The organism is Desulfovibrio fairfieldensis (genome assembly GCF_001553605.1).
GTDB lineage: Bacteria > Desulfobacterota > Desulfovibrionia > Desulfovibrionales > Desulfovibrionaceae > Desulfovibrio > Desulfovibrio fairfieldensis.
In genome coordinates this window covers 1,687,560-1,708,693 of the sequence record NZ_CP014229.1, presented here as the reverse complement: position 1 = coordinate 1,708,693, position 21,134 = coordinate 1,687,560, and the positions used below count along the sequence as shown (strand labels likewise).

Below are 21,134 nucleotides of genomic sequence, written 5' to 3'. Positions count from 1 at the left end.
CTTCGTTGACTTGCATCCCCTTTTGGAGGCAACCTTGGGCATCCGCCCCATGGTTTGAAGCCTCCACACGCTGGAGCCGCGTCAAACGACACATGTCGCAAAACCGTAAAGGCTTGCGCGCCGCCGCGGGCGGAGCGACATCTTACTGGTCTGAAAAGGAGTTGCCGCATGGCATTTTTCGCCGCCCGTGACGCTGAAACCACGCTCGCCTGCCCCCGCTGCGGAGCGCGCCTGCACATCGCCCGCACCTGCCACGAAGCCTACATGCGTTGTCCGGCCTGCAAGGCGCAATTCCCGCTCAACGACTATATCAGCCAGGCGGATGAAGTCATGGAACGCTTTCTCGAAAACGTCTATTGCGACCGGATTTGAGCCGTTTCAAAAAGGCTTGTGTCCTTCGCACGAAGTGAGCCTGACGCGGGCAGAGGGCAAAAAGCCCACTAATCACTGCTTCCTTATATTCCGTCCGGCAGCCATGCCGCTGGCCCAGGCCCAGTGTAGGTTATAGCCGCCCAGCAGGCCGGTCACATCCAGCAATTCCCCCACGATGTACAGGTTCGGGCACAGCAAACTGGCCATGCTCCGTGGGTCCACCTCGCGGGTATCCACGCCTCCGGCGCAAACTTCGGCCTTTTTCAGGCCCGCCGTGCCGTCGGGCGTTATCATGCGGGCCTGCACGGCCTCCGCAATCCGGCTGCGCGCGGCGCGGGACAGCTCGGCGATTTTGCGGCGGGCCAGAGGCGCGGGCAGCAGGGCGTCCGTGAGTCGTTGCGGTAGATGGCGGGCCAGCAGGGCGCGCGGGGTCTGGCGTCCGGCTTCGGGCGCATCCAGCAGCGCCGCCACCTCCCGACCGGGCAGGAAATCCAGCCGCATGGGCGCGCCCGGCCGCCAGAACAGCGAGGCTTTCAGCGCCGCCGGGCCGCTCAGGCCGTCATGGGTGAAAAGCAGGTCGTCTTCCCATGTATGCTCGGGCCATGCGCGCTCCAATCCCACGTTCGAAACGGTCCGCTCCTGATTGCCTGCCTCCGGCAAACTGATCCGCACCGGAAGGCTGATGCCGGAAAGCTCCAAGAGGGCCGCGCTGTCGGGATCATCGGCGGGCAGGCGCAACGGAACCAGGGCCGGGCGCGGCGGAATGACCGTATGCCCCAGGCTCTGGGCCAGCCTGTAGCCGGAGCCGCTGCCGCCCGCCTGCGGCCAGGCCGGGCTGCCCATCGCCAGTACCAGGGTTTTGCCGCGCCAAAGCGCGCCCCCGGCCTCCACGCTGAAGCCCTCGCCGTCGTGGCTGACGCTGGTTACGGTCGCGCCGCAGACCAGACGGCACCCGCGATCCCGGCAGTTGCGGACCAGGGCCTGAACCAGGCGCTGAGCCGGAACGGTCAGAAATAATTGGCCGTGGGTGCGTTCTTCCACGGGCAGATTCCAGGCGCGCACCAGGGACAGCATGTCCTCAGGCCTGAAGGCGGCCAGAGCCGGGACGCTGAAGGTGCCGTCGCGGTGCGAGTGGTAGTCCCGCGGCGTGATTCCGCGATTGGTGAAATTGGCCTTGCCGCCGCCGCTGACCGCCAGCTTGCGGCCCGGCACGGCGGCCCGCTCCAGCAGCGCGACGCGCAGGCCGCGTCCGGCCGCCTCCCGCGCGCAGAACAATCCGGCCGCCCCCGCCCCCAAAATGAGCACATCCGCCTGTTCGCACGCATCCGTCCGGCGTGCGGGTCTGGTTTCGCCGCGCCGGGGAGCGGCATTTGACAGTTTTTCACGGCGAAGGCTAGAATCATATTTTGCGCACATGGCGCAAGCGTACACGAGGCCTTTGCCCATGCCAATACTTCCTTCCCGCTATACGGCCCCGCCGGGCCTTGCCAACGCTCACCTGAACACCATCTGGCCGGTGCTTTTCCGCCCCCGGCCCCGCTTGCCCGCCGATTTGCGGTGCATCCGCATCGACAGGCCGGACGGCGATTTTCTGGATCTGGATCTGCACCCCTGCGCTTCGGGCGCGCCGCGTGGGCTGGTCGTCCTTTCCCACGGCCTGGAAGGCAACAGCCGCCGCAAGTATATTCTGGGGCTGGCGCGGCTGCTGACGGCACGCGGTTTTCAGGTGCTGGCCTGGAATATGCGTTCTTGCTCCGGCGAAGCCAACCGCACCGACCGCCTCTATCACATGGGCGAAACCGGCGACCTGGGCACGGTGGTCCGCTATGCGGAGTCCTTTGACTTGCCCATTCTGCTGGCTGGTTTCAGCATGGGCGGCAATCAGATCTGCCGCTATCTGGGGCGGGGGCCGGTGTCGCCGCTGGTACGCGCGGCGGTGGCCGTGTCCGTGCCCTGTGATCTGGCGGGCGCTGCCCCGGTCATGGACGGGCCGTCCTGCCGCCTGTACATGACCTACTTCCTGCGCACCATGCGCCGCAAAGTACGGGAAAAGGCGGCTCGCTTCCCGCACTATCCTTCCGTGGAAGGCCTGGAGCGCATCCGCACCTTCGCGGAATTCGACGAGCGCTTTACCGCGCCGGTTTATGGCTTTGCCTCGGCGCGCGACTACTGGGAGAAAAACAGCGTGCTGGCTGATCTGCCTGCGGTTCGTATTCCTCTCTATCTGTTGATGGCCGCCGACGACCCTTTTTGTTCCCCCTCCTGTTATCCTTGGGACGCGGCGCGGGAAAACAGCTTCCTGCGTCTGGAAGTGGCCCCGCACGGCGGCCACGTGGGCTTTGTGCCGTGGGGAAAGCCCTACTACAGCGAGCAGCGGGTTCTGGAGTTCATGGAAGAGATCTGGAATTGAGCCGCGGGGCTTGCTTTCGGTTCGGACGGCCCTATCTAGAATGGCAGAGCATGTGCATCTCGAAGAGGCGGGATGCTTTGGCGTCATGAGCTGACGCCCGCGCCTGAAGGCAGGGAGACAAATGCTGTTTCCACTGTATGCTTCAAGAATATATGCAGGAGGCCCTAGCATGGAAAAATATCTCAAAAATCTGGATTACGCGGCAGCGCTCCCCCTGGCGCAGCAGGTGGACTATCTGCCGGGACAGGTCATCAGCAAGACCCTGGCACAGAACAGCGCCTTTGGCCTGACGCTTTTCGCCATCGACAAGGGCGAGGAAATCAGCGCCCACCGCTCCACGGGCGACGCGCTGGTCATTGCCCTGGACGGCACGGGCGAAATCACTATTGATGACACGAAGCATATGCTGCATGCCGGGGAGTGCATTGTCATGCCCGCCGGGCATCCGCACGCCGTGCGCGCCCCCGAGGCGTTCAAAATGCTGCTGATTGTGGTCTTTCCACCGGAAAGCGCTACGGATTAAGCGTCACCACCGGCCTGGGGGCTATGGGCGGCTCCTCCTGTGAGGGCTGTCCCTTGCCCCTCAGGCTTTGTTTTCGGCAGCCAGTTTTTTCTTGGTCAGGGCCGTGGCCGTGGCCGTGAGCGGATCTTCCGGCCAGGGATGTTTGGGGTAGCGGCCCCGCATTTCCGCGCGCACGGCCTGGTAGCCGTTACGCCAGAAATGGGCCAGATCACGCGTAACCTGCAGGGGCCGCCCCGCCGGGGAGTTCAGCCGCAAGGTCAGGGCGATCCGGCCGCGCGCGATGCGCGGGCTTTCCTCACAGCCGAAAAGCTCTTGCAGTTTGGCGGCCAGCCAGGGGCCGCCTTCCTCTCCGTAAACAATGGGCCGCATTGCGCCCGAGGGCACCTGCCAGCTGTCGGGAGCTTCCTGCTCCAGCCGCCGGGCCAGAGCATAGGGCAATTGCGCCCGCAGGGCCTCCAGCAGGCGGCCGGACGTTAACCGGCGCAGCGCGGCGCAGTCCATAAGGTAGGGAGCCAGCCAGGTTTCAGGGTGCCCCAGCAGGGCGGCATCGCTCAGATCCGGCCAGGGGTCGCCGTCCAACTCGTGCAGCAGACTTACCCGCGCCCGCCATTGGCGGATTTCGTCGTTCCAGGGCAGACGGGCCAATATCTGCGGGCCGCCTTGGCGTATGAATTCACACAAGGCCTCGGCGCACGTCCCGGCGTCGGGGCGGGGCAGCGGTTCGTCTCGCAGCAGCAGACTGCCCAGAGTTTGACGGCGGCGGGCCAGTACCGCACCGTCGTCCGAAACGCTGACGCTGTCCTCGGTGCTGATCTGCGAGCCGAAGAGTTCTTCCAGTTGCTGGCGGTTGAGCTGAGCGGCCAGACGGATGCGCCCGCGCGAACCGTTGCCGGATACGGCGGCCACGGCCAGAAATTCGCAACGGGCCAGGGCGTCGCTCACGGGCAATTGCGCGGCCCGGCCGGAACGCAGCAGAAATGAAGCCATGGCTTGTCCCCCGGCTTGTCCGGGCTGGGGGACGGGAAGACGCTGGGCCAGCCATTCGGGCCAGGCCAGGGCCAGCAGCGGCCCCACGGCGTCCTGATCCGCCAGGGCGGTCTCGAAAATTTCTTGCCGGACGTTTAGCAGACCGGCCAAACGCCGGGCCCAGCGGCGCGGGCGCGTCTTTTCCGGCACGTCGCGGCCCCGGCAAAGCCAGTCCAGGCGGCAGGCCAGATCGCTGCTTGTTTCGCCGTTGCCTTCCCGGCCCGCGCGCGGCAGCGGGTCGCGCTCTTCCAGGAGAGCGGCCAGACAGCAGGCCAGGGCCCCGTGCCCGCGTTCTTTGCCGTGGAGCAGCAACCGGGCCAGGCGCGGGCTTGCGGGCAGCGCGGCCATGTTCCGGCCTAGGGCGGTGGCGCGGCCCTGGTTGTCCAGCGCGCCCAGATCACACAGGGTCTGCCGGGCCACGGCCAGCCCGGCGGCGGGCGGCTGATCCAGCCAGGCCAGGGAGGACACTCCGTCCGGTCCTCCTGTTCCCCAGACCGCCAGCTGCAGCAGCAGGCCGCTCAGATCGGCATCCAGAACTTCGGGCCGGATCTGCGGGCGCATGCCGTTTTCCTCTTCTTTGGCCCAGAGGCGGCAGCAGATGCCCGGTTCCGTACGCCCGGCCCGCCCCGCGCGCTGGGCCGCTCCGGCCAGGGAGACACGGTCGGTGACCAGGCGGCTGAGGCCGCAGGAGGGATCAAAACGCGCGCTGCGCGCCAGGCCCGCGTCCACCACTAGGCGCACGCCTTCAATGGTCAGGGATGTTTCGGCAATGGCTGTGGCCAGCACCACCTTGCGCGTGCCGGGCCGGGCCGGAGCAATGGCCGCGTCCTGTTCGCGGGCGGAGAGATTGCCGTACAGCGGGCAGAGACGCGCGTCCGGCGGCAAACGGCTTTCCAGCAGGGCTGCCACCTGCCGGATTTCGCCCGCACCGGGCAGAAAGGCCAGCAGGCTGCCGGGTTCCTCACGCAGCAGTTGCAGGATTACCGCCGCTGTATGCCGCCAGAGTTCGGGGCCAAAGGGCGTGCCCATGCCGCGCAAGGGCTGCCGCCGCGTTTCCACCGGAAAGCTGCGCCCTGCACAGCTCAGGCCGGGACAATTTCCCAGCAGCCGAGCCACGGCCTGCACGTCCAGCGTGGCGGACATGACCAGCAGGCGCAGGTCGGGGCGCAGGGCGGCCCGGCTTTCCAGGCAGAGGGCCAGGCCCAGATCGGCCTGGAGCGAGCGCTCGTGGAATTCGTCGAAAATCACGCAGGCTGCCTCGGGCAGTTCCGGGTCGGCCTGCAACAGGCGGATCAGCACGCCCTCGGTAATGACTTCAATGCGGGTGTCCGGGCCGATGAGGCTTTCCTCGCGCATGCGCCAGCCCACGGTGTGCCCCGGTTCCTCGCCGAGCAGGCGGGCCATGTAGCGGCCCAGAGCCCGTGCGGCCACGCGGCGCGGCTCCAGCAGCAAAATCTTGCGGCCTGCCAGCCAGGGCGCGCCCAGCAGCCAGAGGGGCACGCGGCTGCTCTTGCCCGCGCCGGGCGGGGCGCTGAGCACCAGGCTGCCGCCGCTCCCCAGGAGGCGCAGCAGCTCGGGGCGCAGTTCGTCCACGGGACAGGGGGGCCAGGGAGGGCGGGGCGGACAAGAACGGCGGGATGGCTCTTGCGAAGCGGGCGGGGTGGGTGCGGAAGGTATCTGGCTCATGGGCGATGTGTAAAAAAGTTGCGCCGGTGCGGCAAAACAAATCGGCATCCTGTTTTTTTCACTGGCAATTCAGCGCGCGTCAGTGTATTGACACCTGAAAAGCTCTGTAACGCGGGGAAGAGACCATGGAGCTAAATACAAGCGGCATTATCGGCCAAAGCACCACGCTGGCCGAAGTCTTCAAAATTCTCGGCAAAGTGGCCCCCACGGACAGTACTGTGCTTGTAACCGGCGAATCCGGAACAGGCAAGGAATTGCTGGTGCGCGCCCTGCACGCCAACAGCCGCCGCGCCGACAAGCCCTTTGTGCCCATCAATTGCGGGGCCATCCCCAAGGAATTGCTGGAAAGCGAACTTTTCGGGCATGAAAAGGGCGCCTTCACCCATGCCATCCGCTCCAGGCCGGGCCGCTTTGAACTGGCTGACGGGGGCACCATTTTTCTGGATGAAATCGGCGAGATGGAGCTGAGTCTTCAGGTGAAGATTCTGCGCGTGCTCCAGGAAAAGGAAATCGAACGCGTGGGCGGCAGCGGTTGCAAAAAGGTGGATGTGCGCATTGTGGCGGCCACCAACCGTGACCTGGAAGCCGAAGTGGAGGCCGGGCACTTCCGAGAGGACCTTTATTACCGTCTGAACGTGATCCCCCTGCATCTGCCTCCCCTGCGCGAGCGCGGCGGCGACGTATTGCTGCTCGCGCGGCATTTTCTGGATCATTTCTGCCGTAAGAAATGCCGCCCGACTCTGGCCCTCGCGCCGGATACCCGCCGCGTTCTGGCGGCTTATGCCTGGCCCGGCAATGTGCGCGAGCTGGAAAATTTTATGGAGCGCCTGAGCATCCTGGTGGACGGCGCGGTGGTGCAGCCCTCGGACCTGCCGCGCAAGATCCTGGACCAGGTGGGCGATGTGTCGGCTCTGCCGGAAGTGGAAGAGCAGGGCGCGCCCGAGGATGCCGCCTCATCACCGCAACTTGCTACGTCCACGCAATCGCTGCCGGGCGCGCCGCTCCCTGCGGAGCCCGGGCACGTACCGGCCCGATCCGGGGAATTTGTCTGGCCGGATCTGGGCGTGTTGGAAACCCGTGGGCTGAATCTCAAGGATTTTCTGGACGCCGTGGAAAGCCGCCTGATCGACGAGGCGCTGAGCCGGGCCGAGGGCGTGAAGAACCAGGCCGCGGAATATCTGGGCATCAAGCGCACCACCCTCATTGAAAAGCTCAAAAAGCGCAATCCCTGATGTCGATGGCGCGAAAGAGCTTCTTTTCCGCCATGCGCAGGCATATCTTTTGCATAAAACGGGACGGATGTCTGATCCGTCATATTTTACTGCCATAGCCAGTGAATAGAATCCCGAGCGCCGGAATGTCCCGGTCTCATAGCGCCGTTGTGCAGGGTGCGTTCCGCCGCTTTTTGCCGTGGCTTTGCCTGCTGTTGGGCGTGTGCCTGCTCCGGCCGGAGCAGGCGTGGGCCATGCTCTGGCAATGGCTGCCCGGCGCGGATGCCGGACGGCTGATCCTGGTGCTGGACAGCCCCGGCCAGGCCCGCAGCGTGACGCGCACCGGCGCTGTGGATCTGGAGCTGCTGCTGAACAGCCCGGCCCATTCTTTGCGTCAGGCCGGGGTTGCCCCTGAGCCCGGCGCGTTGCTGCAAGCTCTGGCGCTCGACAACGGGCGGCTGCGCATCCGCCTTTCCCCGCGCGTCGTCAATTACGTGCTGACCCGCCCCGCGCCTGACAGGGTGGCTATGGAATTCTTTGCCGCCCCGGCTGCGGGGGATCCGACGAATACGCCTGCCCAGGCCGCCGCTCCGGTCGCGGCCCCGGTCGACACGCGGGCGCGGCTTTCCGCAGGCTTGGCGAACGCCGGGAACACGGTAATTCTTCCGGTCGGGCAGATTCCTTCTGATCTTTTGCGCCGCCAGTTGAGCGGATTACGCGCTTTGCCGTATTCCCGGCTGGCGGATCTGGATGTGCCGACGCCTTTGGCCTCGCCTGTTGCGGTTGAGCAGCGATCCATACCGGATTTTTCCCCGTCCGGGGCCGAAAGCGGAGGCTTCTGGTCCGCACCGGCCTATGCCGCTGAGGTTCCGGAAAACAACGGCCCCAAAGAGTTGGGCGACAGGGGGATGATGCTCTCCCGCCAGGATCTGCTCGGCAAGGTCAATACCGGCGGCCCGGAAGACTGGCCCGAAGCCGGCGGCCTCTCCACGGCTACATTGCCGGAACCCGGTAAGAGCGCCTCCGCATCCGCCGGAAATAATGAAAACAGGACAGAAGCCCGTCCCGGCGGGGCCGACGGTAACGCGGCTCCGACGCAGAACGTTGAGGCGGCGCAACCCACTGCCGCGCCTGGGGCTCCCGCGCAAGAAAGCGGTGAGACCGCGCCACCCGTTGCCTCTGAAACGTCCTCCGCCCCCGTTGTGGAGCGGAAGGCTGCGGACGATGCCGTGGCTGCCACCCCCGAAGCGCAGACCCCCCAGGACGCCCAAATCGGTCAGGACGGACAGGATGCGCCAGTTCCGCAGAACACTGTTTCGCGGGAGAGCCGGGAAAAAGCCCCGGACGCGCCTTTGGTACAGGATAAAGGGCCGGAGGCTTCCGGCGCGGTGAACAAGAGGGCCGTGGGCCTGTCTGTGGGCGAAAACAAGGACGAGAAAAAAGACGCGGCTGCGGAAAAGCCCCGGGAAGTCATCTACGTGGATGAGCAGGGCAATCCTGTGCCCAAGCCGCCGGAGCCCGATAAAATGCTGGCCGAGGCCGAACGCCTGATCAGCGAGAACAAATTTGACGAAGCCCTGCCGCAGCTGGAGAAAATCCGCGCGCTGACCGACATCACGCCTGAAATGCGGGAAAAGGTGCTCTATTATATCAGCGACTGCCTCTGGGCGCGCTATGCCGATAACCCTCTGGCGGGTTATGAGGCTATTGTTTCTTCCACCAACGAAGCCATGAACGCCGACCTGCGTTCGCCCCGCGTACCCGATGCCCTGCTGCGTCTGGGTCTTGCCAACGTCAATGTGGGCAATCTGGTGGACGCGGGCGGCTATATTGTGGCCCTGCTCCGGCGTTATCCTGATTATCCCGGTGTGGCGCAGGGCTTCACGGCCCTGGGGCAGGCGCAGCTCAAGCGGAAGCTCAATGCCGAAGCGGAGCAGTCCTTTTCCATAGTGCTGGACAAATATCCCGAATCTTCCCAATTGCAGGCCGCCTCCGTGGGCTTGGCACAGGCGTTTTTCAATCAGAAAAAACCCGACAAGGCCCAGATCATTCTGGATTTCATCAGCAAGCGCTGGCCGCGCTACTATATTGGCGAGCCCTCCTTCCTGCTGTTGCAGGCCGGTAATGATGAGACCCTGCAAAGGATCGACACGGCGCTGGATCTCTATTGGCTCTACATCAACCTGGAGCCCGGCCGCCAGGGCAACGACTCGATTCTGCTTAAGATGGGCGACACCTATCTGCGCCAGGGCAATGCCACCGCCGCTGACTTTATTTATCACGAGCTGGAGCGCCGCTTCGCAGCCTCGCCCGCAGCCTCCACGGCCCGGCTGCGTCTTGCGGAAAAGGGTATTTACGAATCGCCCATCACTTATGAGGAAATGAGCAAGGTCTTCGCCAAGGGTGGGGAGCCGCCGCTGTGGCAGACCTACGCGGCGCTGGCCGAATCCTCCAAAACAGCCCCGGACGCCGTGCTGGCCCGGCTCAAGCAGGCCATGTGGCTGTACTGGGACAAACAGTATACCGAGGCCATGGGCAAAGCGGCGGATTTCATCGACGGCTACCCCGAACATCCCGACGTGCCCCAGGCCCGTGAAATCATCTGGCGGGCTTTTCAGAAGGAACTGGCCAATTCCCTGGCCGAGCAGAATTACGGCCGTATTCTGATCCTGTGGAACGGCTTTCCCCTGGTGCGTGAGCGCTACGGCGCGCCAGACCCGCGTTTGCGCTACGCCCTGGCCCAGGGTTGGCTGGAGCGCGGCAATGAGCAGAAGGCCTTTGAGCTGCTGGGAGAGTTTTTGAAGTCTCCCATGGACCCGCAGTACGGCGAAGCGGCCTTTACGGAATTTTTCAACCGTTATCTCAAGGCCGGGGCTTGGGACAAGGTTCTGGACCTGGGCAAGCTGGTTTCCACCTGGGATATGAAGCCCCAGTTGCGCAAGCAACTGGATTACGCACTGGCTCTCTCCGCTCAGAATCTGAATCTGACCGGACCGGCGTTGGCCATGTGGCAACAATTGGCGGCGCGTCCCGATATTCCGCTCTACCAGCGGGCCTATGCCACCTATTTTCTGGCCCGTGACGCGGAAAACCGCAAGGATATCAAAAGCTCCTACGAGCTCAACCGCAAGGTTATTGACCTGTTCACCCAGCTGCAGGATGAGCGCTCCGACAAGGCCGATCCGCAACGTATTAAGGAAGCGGTGGCCGCGCTGATGGATATTTGCGAGGTGGGCAACCGCATCCCCGAGGCCCTGCAATGGGTGAACCGTTACAATGATTTTGTGCCGGAAAATTCGTCGGAATATCCGGGTCTGCGCTTCCGGGAGGCGCGCCTTTACCGCAAACTGGGCAATTCCAGCCGCGCCCAGGCCCTGCTGGAGGACCTTGCCCGACGTTTCCCCGACTCCCCCTTCGCCAAGGCCGCGGCCGCCGAACTGCGTACTTTTGAGGTTTCGCGCGATCTGCAGAACTACATGCCCGGGGGCACCCCTGCGCCGCAACAACAGCCCTCCCAAGCGCAACAGCCAGCACAACAATAGAGCAGGTTACCTTTTGAGATTGTAACACCTCAAAAGGTTGAAACTGATCCCTCCGGCAGGCCGGCGCATGTACATTACGCTTGTACCTATCTCTGCTGTCGCCATCCATAAGGCGGCATAACCGCCAACGGCTGACGCTCGCGTCGGGCGGCTGTCTTCGCGGCCGCCGGGGCAATTTACTCTGAAATCCTCCGATTCCCGCGCTTCCTTTCTTTTCTGCCGTCGTAATGGCATTCTTTCGGCCGCATCCGGCCATCCGTTCCACTGTTCTCATAATACTGATTGCCAGTCGCCGGGCCTTGGCATATGTTTGTAGTGAACAAGAAACAGTTACCCGGCGTCCGGCCGGATTAACGGTGGAACGCCGATCTTGAGGAGCATTGCGCAATGGCGATAAAACACATGCGTCTTTTCTGTGTGGCGGCTCTGGTGTTGCTGATGACCGGCTGTAATGCCGCACAACAACGCGGCATGCTGGGTTCAGCGTATGTTTCCACAACCCGCCCGGCTATTTCCTTGGAGGCTAAAAATATGCCGCTGCTCACGGCAGGGCAGGGCTCGGTCAATCTGACCTGGAGCGGCATGATGGGCGGTCTGCCCATTCGGGTCTGGCTTGCCGTTTACGGAACCGGCGACATCAGCCCCATGGCTGTGGTGGCCCAGGCCGAAGTGCCGCAGGGCTGGTACTGGGACGGCATCATGCGCCGCCCGTTCAGCGTGGATGAAGGCGTGGAGGTTTTCGACGGCGTGGGATATCAGGCCTGCACCTATATTGTGGATAACGGCCATGACCCCTTCGGGGCTCTGGTGGCCGACAAGACGACGACAGGACAGCCCGTGCGCTGGCTGGCGCGGGGCTTTGCGGCCCGCTATAATTTCAATGACGACAAAATCATTATGGAATATCGTGAACCGCTTCCCGCCGGTATTGAATCTCTTTCGGCCTTGCCTCTGGGTGCCGCCGATACGCTCAGAGCCTTTGAGCAACGGGCTCGGGAAACGTTCAGCGTGGGGCCCGTGCCCTCCGACCTTTCCCAACTGCGCCAGGGCTATGCCCAGGGCGTGCAATGGCAGTACATGGATGAAAATTTCCTGGGCACCGTGTCAAAGTATGATTTTTTTAACGCCAATTGATCCGCTTCTGAATGGATGAAAAATGGCTGTAGCAACCCCAACAGAGCACAATACAATTGACGTGTTGGAAAACTGTGTGTATGGGTAAAAAACCATATAGTATGTGGGGGCTAAAGCTGTCCTGGGGCACGGCTCTGCATTTTAAGGCACCGTGCGTCGCGCTGAAAACAGAAGACATACCAAGAAGGGGTTAGGTAATGGACGATTATTTAAAAGAAGCGCTGGAAATAACCCGTGCGCAGGCCGGTGTACGGATCATGACTGAAGAGGAAATCGCGGCCTTTATTCAGAAGGTGGCGATGGGCATCCGTGCGGTGGCCGAAGGCGAAGCTCCTGTGGAGCTGGACAGCGCGGAAATGGCTCAGGAAGCCCGCAAGTCGGTAAAAGAAAAATCCGTTACCTGCCTTGAATGTGGAAAGAGCTTTAAGATCCTGACCAAACGGCATCTGGCCAGCCACGGCATGGATACCGCCGAGTACAGGGAAAAGTGGGGCTTCAAGAAAGATGCGCCTCTTGTTTGCAAAGCCCTGCAACGCGAGCGTCGCAAAAAGATGAAAGATATGAAGCTGTGGGAAAAGCGGCGTAAAGTTAAATAAAACGGAAAAAAAGCCCGCTGTATGGCGGGCTTTTCCATATCCGCTGTTGCGCCGGATGCAGGCGCGTATGCCGAAGTGCCTTTTTTTGTGCCGCGTGTGAGCAAACAGCGGCGCGGCTTTCTTTTTAGAGTATTTACTACGTAAAATGCTCGTTTCCGGCGAGCAAAGCCCACCGACGCGCATTTCGCGGCAAGAATTTCAAGGTCCCCATGCTCTCTCCGGCATGCGCCGGAGAGAGCACTTTCATGAATTCCGAAGGTTGGTACGATGAATATGTTTCCGGCGGCAACGCCCGCCCAGGCCCAGGCTCTTTTGTCTTTGCCCGCTGCCCGGCTTTTCGAACAGGCCGGGCGTTTGCGCGAGGCGGTCTTCGGGCGCAGGGTGGATCTTTGCGCCATCATCAACGCCCGCAGCGGCAACTGCGCCATGGACTGCCGCTTCTGTTCCCAGAGTCGGCACAATCACACGCCCATAGCTGTTTTCGATCTTTTACCGGACGAAACGCTTCGGGAACGCATTCTGGAATTGGCCGCTCTGCCCGTAAACCATATCGGCATCGTCACCAGCGGTGCCGCGCTCAGCGAAGCGGAGCTGGCGCGACTGCGCGCCGTGCTGGCCGCCTTGCCTGACAATGTGCGGCCCCGCGTCTGCGCCTCGCTGGGACGGCTGAACTCGGCCCAGCTCGAACAATTGGCCCAGGCCGGGCTCACGCGCTATCACCACAATCTGGAAACGGCACAAGGCCATTACCCGCGCGTCTGCACCACTCAGACCTGGGAACAGCGTCGAGACACTGTGGCCCACGCCATGCGCGCCGGTCTGACAGCCTGTACCGGCGGCCTGTTCGGCCTGGGTGAGAGCTGGGAAGAGCGCATTGCCTTTGCTTTCAGTCTCAAGGCCCTGGGCGTACGCAATGTGCCCATGAATTTTCTGCATCCCCATCCGGAAACGCCTTTGGCCGGTCAGCAGCCGCTCTCCGCTGACGAGGCCCTGCGGATCATTGCCTTGTTCCGCCATATTCTGCCTGAAGCCACGCTACGGATCTGCGGAGGGCGGCCCACGACGCTGGGGGCACGACAGCATGAAATTTTCGCCGCCGGAGCCAATGCCCTGATGACCGGCGATTATCTCACCACCCACGGGCAGGGCATTGAAGAGGATTTGGCCATGATCGCGGCTCAGGGCCTGGAGGCGGGCGGTGATGCGTGATGCGGAATCCGGACGGGATGCGGTCCGTCGCCCTTTGTGCGCCGTTTTTGTCAGCGGCACCGGGACGGATGTGGGCAAAACCGTTGTCACGGCGGCCCTGTTGCGGGCTCTGCGCCTGGCGGGCGTGGCGGCCCAGGCTGTAAAGCCTGTGCAGACCGGTGTGCGCGCCGGGGAGGAATATGCCGCGTCCCAAGCCGACGCGCCGGTGTACGCGGCGGCTGTGGCCGATCTGCCGCCCCCGCCGGGGCTGGCTCCGGCGGCGGTGCTGCGTTGTTTTTCCCTGCCTGCCTCGCCCCATTTGGCTGCCGCGCGTGAGGGCGCGCGCCTGGATGTGGCGGGTCTGGCCCGGACCATCCTGAATCATTGGGAAAGCCTGGACGGAGCGGCGGATATCCTGCTGCTGGAAGGCGCGGGCGGCCTGTGCGTGCCGCTCAATGAGCGCGAGGACATGCTGGATCTGATGTCCGCCCTGGATCTGCCTGTGCTGCTGGTGGGCGGCAACGGACTGGGAGCGCTGAATCATAGCTTGCTTTCCCTGGCCTCTCTGCGCGACAAGGGGCTGTCGCTATGTGCCCTGGCCCTGATTCCCACGTGTCCCGCTGCCGCGGATGCGCCGGATGACGACGAAGCCTGTATTCTGGCTGACAATCCCCAAATTCTGCGCACGAGGCTGGCTCAGGCCGGTTGCGGCGCGCCCGTGCTGGAACTGCCCCGTCTGGAACGATTGGACGGCGCGGGTTGGCAAATCCTGGCCTCTGGTCTGGCCCCTCTGGCGGAAAAGTTGCGCCGTCTGGCGGAGCAAGGGCGCGGTCCGCAGGTTTCGGATTTGGTGGAACGCGACCACGGCGCTGTCTGGCATCCCTATGCCTCGGCCGTGCATCTGCCGCCCCTTTGCGCGGTTCGGCGCAGCCACGGCAATCGCATTGTCCTGGCCGATGGGCGGGAATTGATCGACGGCATGTCCTCCTGGTGGGCGGCGGCGCATGGCTACAATCATCCCCGGCTGCTGGCGGCGCTGCGGGCCCAGGCCGGAAGCATGCCGCACGTGATGTTCGGCGGGTTGACGCATGTTCCGGCGGTGGATCTGGCCGAACGCCTGCTGCGCCGCATGCCCCAAGGCCTGGAGCGTGTTTTTTTTGCCGATTCCGGTTCCGTGGCAGTGGAAGTGGCCCTGAAGATGGCCCTTCAATATCAGCAGGGCAGGGGAGAGACTCGGCGTACGCGTTTCCTGACACCGCGCGGCGGTTATCACGGCGACACTCTGGGGGCCATGTCGGTCTGTGACCCGGTTACGGGCATGCACAGCCTGTTTGCGGGCCTGTTGCCGCAACAGATCTTCATGGAACGGCCGTCCTGCCGTTTTGACGCGCCTTTTGATCCGGCCTGTCTGGACGACGCCCGCTGTCAGCTGGAACGGCACGGCGAAGAAATTGCGGCCGTGATTCTGGAGCCCGTGGTGCAGGGCGCGGGCGGTATGTGGTTTTACCACCCGGACTATCTGCGAGCTTTGGCGGACCTCTGCCGTAAGGCCGGCGTGCTGCTGATTTTTGACGAGATCGCCACGGGCTTCGGCCGCACCGGCAGATTTTTCGCCGCTGAATGGGCCGGAATCACGCCGGATATTCTTTGCTGCGGCAAGGCCCTGACCGGCGGCATGCTCACCCTGGCGGCCACGGCCTGCACAGGGGAAGTCGCGCAAGGCATCTGCCGGGAAGGCCGGGTCTTTATGCACGGGCCCACCTTTATGGCCAATGCCCTGGCCTGCGCCGTGGCCGGGGCCGCCTTGGACATTTTGGATGAAAACCGTTGGCAGGCGCAGGTGGCCGGGCTGGAAACAGCCATGCGCCGGGGACTGGAACCCTGCCGCCGCGTGCCCGGCGTGGAGGATGTGCGGGTGCTGGGCGGCATCGGCGTGGTGGAAACGAAGCAGCCCGTGAATACGGCGGCCCTCCAGAATTGCTTTGTGGAGCAGGGCGTCTGGATCAGACCGTTCAACCGCCTTATTTACCTCATGCCGCCCTATGTGAGCCCGATTGAGGATGTCGCCCGGCTCTGCGCGGCTGTGGAGACGGCTCTGCGCCGGGGCGTGCATTGCGCATGAAGTTAGGGCCGTTCACGCATGAAACGCGCCGACTGCTCTGCGCGGTAGCCGTTAGCAGGCTCTGCCTGCTAACGGACAGAGACAGTAGTTTCCTTGGCTGTCTGTCCACGTAACTAATTGCTGTCGCCGTCCGTAGCTGCGTTGCTGTCTTTATCCGTACAGCTCACAAATTCGCCTGCGGCAAAAGCTCCCGCGCCGACCGTTGCGGCGCAGGGTGCAGACAAATCCTTGTCGCGAAATGCGAGTAGGCGGCCTTTTCTCGCCGTAAACGAGCATTTCAAGTGCTAACTGTTCCAGACGACTGTTATTCGGCGGGAGGCGGCGGCACCGGCAGGCCCCGGAAGATGAGCCGCGTGGCTGTGGCGTCGGCCAACTCAGCCACGTCCATGAGTTTTTCCAGCAGTTCCAGCAGATAAAAACGGTCGTTCTCGCAACCGTCCTTGAAATCCGCTTCCAGTTCGCCGGAACGCATGTAGGTTTCCAATTCTTCCAGATCGTTGACTGTCAACATGTTGCATCCTTTTGTTTCGCCGCCAAGTCGACCAGGCAGCGCTCGGTCAGAGCGTCGGCCATGTCTTCCACTGCGGCGATTTCTTCCCTGCTGATGTCGTTGTAATGGATGCCCGCGCTCACGCAGACAACGCACTTTAAAGCGTCGGCCATACGCCGGGCCATGCGTCGGGCCAGTTGATCCTCCCTATGGCCGGGCAGAACAAATAAAGCTGTTTCAGAGGCCTTGTCCGGCACGGCCAGAGCAACTGCTCCCAAGTGCGCCGCGCCGCCGCTCAGAATTATCTGGAGATCGCGTCCCAGATGCTGGACGCGCAATTCCAGTTTCAGCCGTCCCCGCCGCAGACAAAAACGCATATCCGCTCCTTCAGGCGATCTTTTGGCAGGATGGGGCAGAATGGTTGTTATGGCAAGCCGGAGAAATTGTTCAGTCAGGGCAGACGCATCTAATTCCAGCCCTTGCAGGCCCCTTATCTGCCGTGATGATCCGTCAAAACCAGCCTTTTGTGCGCTGGCTGCGTCACTTGGCGCTTTTTGCTGCTCATGTACTTGAGTACAGCTCTGCTCTCGATGCCCGTAAGGCTCGCCCGGCTCGCCAACGGGCACGGCCCTTTGGGCCGCCTTCCGGTCGGTTTCCGCGCAAAAAGTGCCATTTTTCTTGCCAGCGCGCAAAAATCTTATTTTTTAGGATTCTCCCGGCACCAGCCATCCGCCTGCGCTTCGCTCCGGCGGAGCAAAGATGGCTTCGCTTTTTTTGTTCGTTCCCCGATCTACCGGGGAATAAAGACTTTTTAGATGCGTCTGCCCTGATTGTTCAGTTGATACGCCGGAACTATGCCCGGTGATCTGCCACAGATGAAATATCCTTCAAAAGAGGACCCACAGGGCGAGCGGCAGGGCATTGGAGGAACAGCCCGATTCCTTTACTGTTTTTCACGGGTCCTCTCACGATTGAACCGCCTCAGGCGGGACCAGGCGGGCACACTCCCGGCAGCGCCGCCGCAACTCCAGCGCATTGGCATTTATGTCGATGTGCGCCGTGGAGCAGTCATAATCCCGGAGCGCCTCGGTACATTCTTCTTCCGTCAGCGGCGAGTTGTGCGTATAGCCTCGTCGCTCCATTTCCCGGACCAGTTCGCCATGTCGTTTGTACATCCGGCACGGGTCGACCAAGCCGCCAGACAGAAAGCCGGTGATGGATTGCCCTTTTTTCAGGGTGCCGAGAAGCATGTGCAGTTCCACATGTTCTCCCAAAAGGTGCTTCCGGCACATGTGTGACGGCGGCACCAGCCACATCCGCATCGTCGGTCTCCTTGTTCACGTTATTGAGCCGTTATGGGCTGTTATATTGTTTGTAAGCATTTAAGGCCGCTTGCCAAGTCATTCGTATTGACCGGCTGAAAGGCCTGAGGTTTTCCCCGTCTGGACAAGGCGCAGCGGGCAACGTATATATAAAAGAACGATAATCTTCGGTTTCATATGGGAAAAATATTGCGGTTTTTCCTTGTAGTTCCCAAGGCCGAGGCGGCTTGGCGGCCGTCTGTTTCAGGCTCACGTGTTCCAGCAGGAGCGGGCGGCGCGCATGCCCATATTTTTCCAGTCTGACAAGCCGTTGAAACGGCGCGGCGGGGCTTTTGCCCTGGCCGTGGCCGTTGTGTGCTTTCTGCTGGCAGCGGGCGCTTACGGCTTTGCCGCGGATATCGCGTCTGGAGTTGTTCCGGGCGGCGACAGCGCTGTTTCGGAGCGTCCCAAGGTGCTGGATCAGGTGGACGAGTCCGCCTTCAGCGTCGTGCCGCCGTCGCTCCCCAAAGATGAATCTGCCTCCTTGCCCGACGGAATGCCGGACGTCGCGCCGTCAGAGACGCCGCCTCCCGATGCCGCTGCCCGGGTCGTTCAGAGCCCTCCAGATTCCACCTCCCCCGATAGTGACGGATATTCTCCCGCACAAGCCCGACGACCCGTTTCCGCCGATACGGTGGGGGCGCCGCCCGCTGTTCTGCCCGAAAAGGACGATCTGCCTTCCGCGGCAGCTGCGGAACCTCCGGCCGCGTCTTCCGCATCTGCCGCGTCGAAAATCAAACTGTTCGGCACGGTAGAATTCAAGCGGCCGCTTTCATCGCTGCCCGCCTGGCTGGACCTGCTCAAGCGCAATCAGGCTGATCCCATTTTTCTGCCGGAAAAACATTTCAACAAGAAGGTGACCTGGGCGCAGTTCAAGGAGAAAGCCAAGGGTAAAAATGCCATGGATCTTCTGCGCTACGTCAATTCTTTCTGGAACACCTGGCCGTATCGTGAGGACATAGACAATTGGGGCCAGGAAGATTATTGGGAGATCCCTGCGGAATTTCTGAAGAAATCCGGCGACTGCGAAGATTATTCGATCATCAAATATTTTACGCTTAAGGAATTGGGCATTCCGCCCGAAACAATGCGTATAGTGGTGGTGCGCGATACGATCCGCAATATGGCCCATGCCGTGCTGGTGGTGTATATGAACAACGACGCCTATGTGCTCGACAGCCTGAGCAACGCCGTTTTGTCCCATACGCGCTTCAGCCACTACAGCCCGCAATATTCGGTCAATGAATTCGGGCGCTGGGCGCATCTCAAAGGCCGCAAGCTGAAATAAGGTGAACTGATATGGAAATGCAGGAAATGAACGCGCAGGCCGTAGCCAGGCAGTACCGCATGAAAAAGACCGTCGTGGTGAGTGTGGGCCTGTTGCTTTTTGTGCTGGTGGCAGCCGTGGCCTTTGTGCTCTGCAATTTCCAGCTCAAGTACACCACCCAGGAGATTCTGAGCAAACAGCGCGACATCCAGCAGGCCTGGGTGGACAAATCTCTGGAATCCGTCCGCGCCTGGCGCAACAAACTTGTGGAGCAGGCGCGTTTCATCAGTTCGGCGGAAATGTTCCGCCTGTTCGCCGCGGATGTGCGCGGCCTGGGGCCTGATAGGCTGGCCCGGCTCTCCGCTTCCGATGTGGCCCGGAGCGAAGATGAGGCCCTGCGCTCCATGGCCGAGCAGCTCTCCTATATGCAGGATATCCTGCAGGATTTCGTGCGCCGCAGGGGCTGGACGGCCGCCCGCGTGGTGGCTCCGGACGGGACTTCACTGGTGGCCCCGGCACAGGCCGCATCTCTCAGCCCGGCGCAGATCGCGCTGGTGCGCCGCGCCGATACGGCCAGGGCCCTGGCTTTCGGCCCTGTGCGCAATCTGGGCGATGGTCTGGTCATGGACATGGTTGATCCGCTGTATGAGGTGCTGGGCGAGGGCGACCCCAAACCTGTGGCCTTTCTGCTGCTCACCGTGCCCGTGGAAAAAGCCATGATCGGTTTTCTGACCCAGAGCCCGGAGCAGCATGAGGATTTCCAGCCGCGCATTTGGGATCGGGGCCCCGAAGGCCTGGAGGTTGTGCTGTTGCGTGACGGCAAAGCCGTCCTTGTACCGGCCGCCTTTCAGCCGGGAAATGACTTGAATCTGCCCTTTATGCGTCGCAACGCCCTGGCAGGCGGTGGAGAAGTCTACTCTCTGGGCGCCAAACTCACAGACCTGGACTGGTGCTTGGTCGTGGAGGTGCCCGCCTCTCTGGTGGATTCCCAACTGGAAGGACAGGCCACCCAGATTTACGGCCTGGGCGTGCTGGGAAGTCTGGGTGTCGCCCTGTTGCTGGCTTTTGTCTGGGCCAGCATGGTCAGCCGGTCGCACCGGGCCACGGCCCGCCATTTCCAGCATCTGTATACGGTGATTCGCCAGCAGAAGCTGATGCTGGACAGCATCAATGCCTCGCTGCAGGCCGGGCTCTTGCTGGTGGACGGCCAGGGCCGTGTGCAGGTCTGCAATCCGGCATTTTGCCAGATCGCTGCCCGAAACGAAGAGGACATGGCTAACGCGGCCCTGGCAGACGTGCTGCCGCAAAAGGCCGCATCTGATTTACTCCAAGGTATGGAGCGCGTGAGCGGCAGCGGCCGGATGGACAGCATTGAAATTTCTCTGGACCGGCCTGACGGCGCGCGCCTCTACCGCGTGACGCTTTTTCCCTTTGAGGACAATCAGGAAGACGGGGCAAAGGTCAAGGGCGGCTGCGTGGGAATTTTCCAGGATATCACGGAATTCCGCCGTCGGGCCGAGGCCGCGCGCGAACGTCAGGCCAACAGCATTGCCGCCCTGGTACGGGCCATTGAAAGCGTGGACGTGAATCTGATCGGCCATTCGCAAAAAATGGAGCGAGTTTCGGGATTATTGTCCGCCAGCATGGGGCTGCCGGACAAGGACAGGGAAACCCTGCGCTTGGCCGCGCGGCTCTCTCAGGTGGGCAAGATCTTTGTGCCGCATCATCTTCTGACCAAGAAAGGCAAGCTCACACCCGAGGAACAGCAGGAAGTCCTGCGCGCACCGGAATATGCCTACAAAGCACTGCACGATCTGCAATTCGGCCTGCCGGTGCCCGAAGCCGTTTATCAGATGGGTGAACGCGTGGACGGCACGGGCCAGCCCCGGCACCTCAAGGGCGAGGAAATCGTGGCCAATGCCCGTATTCTGGCGGTGGTCAACGCTTTCTGCGCCATGGTCAGCGCGCGTTCCTACCGGGCGGGCATGAGCCCGGATGAGGCGGTGCGTCTGCTTTCCCAGGATCCCGGCTTTGATCCCGCTGTGGTGGCGGCGCTGGCACTATTGCCGACGGATGCCGTGCAACGGGCCATTGAAGCGCCTGTGGCGGATGATGGGCAGGAAAGCGGCGGGCCGGTGGATGAAAGGAGCGAGTCGCAAATCGATCCCGCACGGCATTAGAGGCGAGCGCAAGCCGTTATGAATGA

The 21,134-nt window shown here is 62.5% G+C and carries 16 protein-coding genes; 11 read left to right on the top strand and 5 right to left on the bottom strand.

Annotated features, from left to right (window positions below):
• Positions 1-168 precede the first annotated feature (168 nt).
• Positions 169-372, top strand: coding sequence for a dual CXXC motif small (seleno)protein (locus tag AXF13_RS07280; RefSeq protein ID WP_062252239.1), 204 nt, complete (start codon positions 169-171; stop codon positions 370-372).
• Between the two features lie 72 nt (positions 373-444).
• On the opposite strand, the gene AXF13_RS07275 is transcribed toward AXF13_RS07280, so the two are convergent.
• A complete protein-coding gene (locus AXF13_RS07275) occupies positions 445-1,677 on the bottom strand; it encodes a BaiN/RdsA family NAD(P)/FAD-dependent oxidoreductase (protein ID WP_236887156.1) in 1,233 nt (410 codons plus the stop codon).
• A 139-nt stretch (positions 1,678-1,816) separates the two neighbouring features.
• Here AXF13_RS07275 and AXF13_RS07270 point away from each other — a divergent pair, with 139 nt between their 5' ends.
• Both AXF13_RS07270 and AXF13_RS07265 read left to right on the top strand, forming a co-directional pair.
• Positions 1,817-2,782: a YheT family hydrolase gene (locus AXF13_RS07270; protein ID WP_062252238.1), complete on the top strand. Its 966-nt coding sequence runs from the start codon at positions 1,817-1,819 to the stop codon at positions 2,780-2,782.
• A 169-nt stretch (positions 2,783-2,951) separates the two neighbouring features.
• Entirely contained in the window at positions 2,952-3,305 is a 354-nt protein-coding gene (locus AXF13_RS07265) for a cupin domain-containing protein (RefSeq protein WP_062252237.1), read from the top strand.
• 60 nt (positions 3,306-3,365) lie between these two features.
• Here AXF13_RS07265 and hrpB read toward each other — a convergent pair whose 3' ends face one another.
• Entirely contained in the window at positions 3,366-5,924 is a 2,559-nt protein-coding gene (gene hrpB / locus AXF13_RS07260; protein ID WP_223300000.1) for an ATP-dependent helicase HrpB, read from the bottom strand.
• A 218-nt stretch (positions 5,925-6,142) separates the two neighbouring features.
• On the opposite strand from hrpB, the gene AXF13_RS07255 reads away from it, so the two are divergent.
• From AXF13_RS07255 to bioA, 6 genes are all read left to right on the top strand, one after another.
• Entirely contained in the window at positions 6,143-7,249 is a 1,107-nt protein-coding gene (locus AXF13_RS07255; RefSeq protein WP_062252235.1) for a sigma-54 interaction domain-containing protein, read from the top strand.
• Between the two features lie 125 nt (positions 7,250-7,374).
• The gene (locus tag AXF13_RS07250) at positions 7,375-10,770 is read left to right on the top strand and encodes a tetratricopeptide repeat protein (RefSeq protein ID WP_062252234.1); all 3,396 of its coding nucleotides are present in this window, start codon (positions 7,375-7,377) and stop codon (positions 10,768-10,770) included.
• 387 nt (positions 10,771-11,157) lie between these two features.
• Complete coding sequence (locus AXF13_RS07245; RefSeq protein WP_009301501.1) at positions 11,158-11,904, top strand: DUF4851 domain-containing protein; 747 nt, start codon at positions 11,158-11,160, stop codon at positions 11,902-11,904.
• Positions 11,905-12,101: 197 nt separating this feature from the next.
• Positions 12,102-12,500 (top strand): Ros/MucR family transcriptional regulator, encoded by a 399-nt coding sequence (locus AXF13_RS07240; protein WP_008683753.1) that lies wholly within the window; start codon positions 12,102-12,104, stop codon positions 12,498-12,500.
• Positions 12,501-12,767: 267 nt separating this feature from the next.
• The gene (gene bioB / locus AXF13_RS07235; protein ID WP_062252233.1) at positions 12,768-13,709 is read left to right on the top strand and encodes a biotin synthase BioB; all 942 of its coding nucleotides are present in this window, start codon (positions 12,768-12,770) and stop codon (positions 13,707-13,709) included.
• Positions 13,702-15,810 carry an adenosylmethionine--8-amino-7-oxononanoate transaminase gene (bioA, locus tag AXF13_RS07230; RefSeq protein WP_062252232.1) on the top strand — a complete coding sequence of 703 codons (2,109 nt, stop codon included), beginning with the start codon at positions 13,702-13,704 and terminating at the stop codon, positions 15,808-15,810. The genes bioB and bioA overlap by 8 nt, the downstream gene beginning before the upstream one ends.
• A gap of 304 nt (positions 15,811-16,114) precedes the next feature.
• Here bioA and AXF13_RS07225 read toward each other — a convergent pair whose 3' ends face one another.
• The 3 genes from AXF13_RS07225 to AXF13_RS07215 all read right to left on the bottom strand — a co-directional run bounded on the left by AXF13_RS07225 (position 16,115) and on the right by AXF13_RS07215 (position 17,622).
• On the bottom strand, positions 16,115-16,321 hold the full coding sequence (locus AXF13_RS07225) for a hypothetical protein (RefSeq protein WP_020990531.1): 207 nt from the start codon (positions 16,319-16,321) through the stop codon (positions 16,115-16,117).
• On the bottom strand, positions 16,315-16,677 hold the full coding sequence (gene lpdD, locus AXF13_RS07220) for a prenylated flavin chaperone LpdD (protein WP_062252231.1): 363 nt from the start codon (positions 16,675-16,677) through the stop codon (positions 16,315-16,317). Before lpdD ends, AXF13_RS07225 begins: the two co-directional genes overlap by 7 nt.
• 588 nt (positions 16,678-17,265) lie before the next feature.
• Complete coding sequence (locus AXF13_RS07215) at positions 17,266-17,622, bottom strand: pyrimidine dimer DNA glycosylase/endonuclease V (protein ID WP_062252230.1); 357 nt, start codon at positions 17,620-17,622, stop codon at positions 17,266-17,268.
• Between the two features lie 451 nt (positions 17,623-18,073).
• On the opposite strand from AXF13_RS07215, the gene AXF13_RS07210 reads away from it, so the two are divergent.
• A complete protein-coding gene (locus tag AXF13_RS07210; protein ID WP_223299999.1) occupies positions 18,074-18,949 on the top strand; it encodes a transglutaminase-like cysteine peptidase in 876 nt (291 codons plus the stop codon).
• 11 nt (positions 18,950-18,960) lie between these two features.
• The gene (locus AXF13_RS07205; RefSeq protein WP_062252229.1) at positions 18,961-21,108 is read left to right on the top strand and encodes an HD domain-containing phosphohydrolase; all 2,148 of its coding nucleotides are present in this window, start codon (positions 18,961-18,963) and stop codon (positions 21,106-21,108) included.
• The last annotated feature ends 26 nt before the right edge of the window (positions 21,109-21,134 follow it).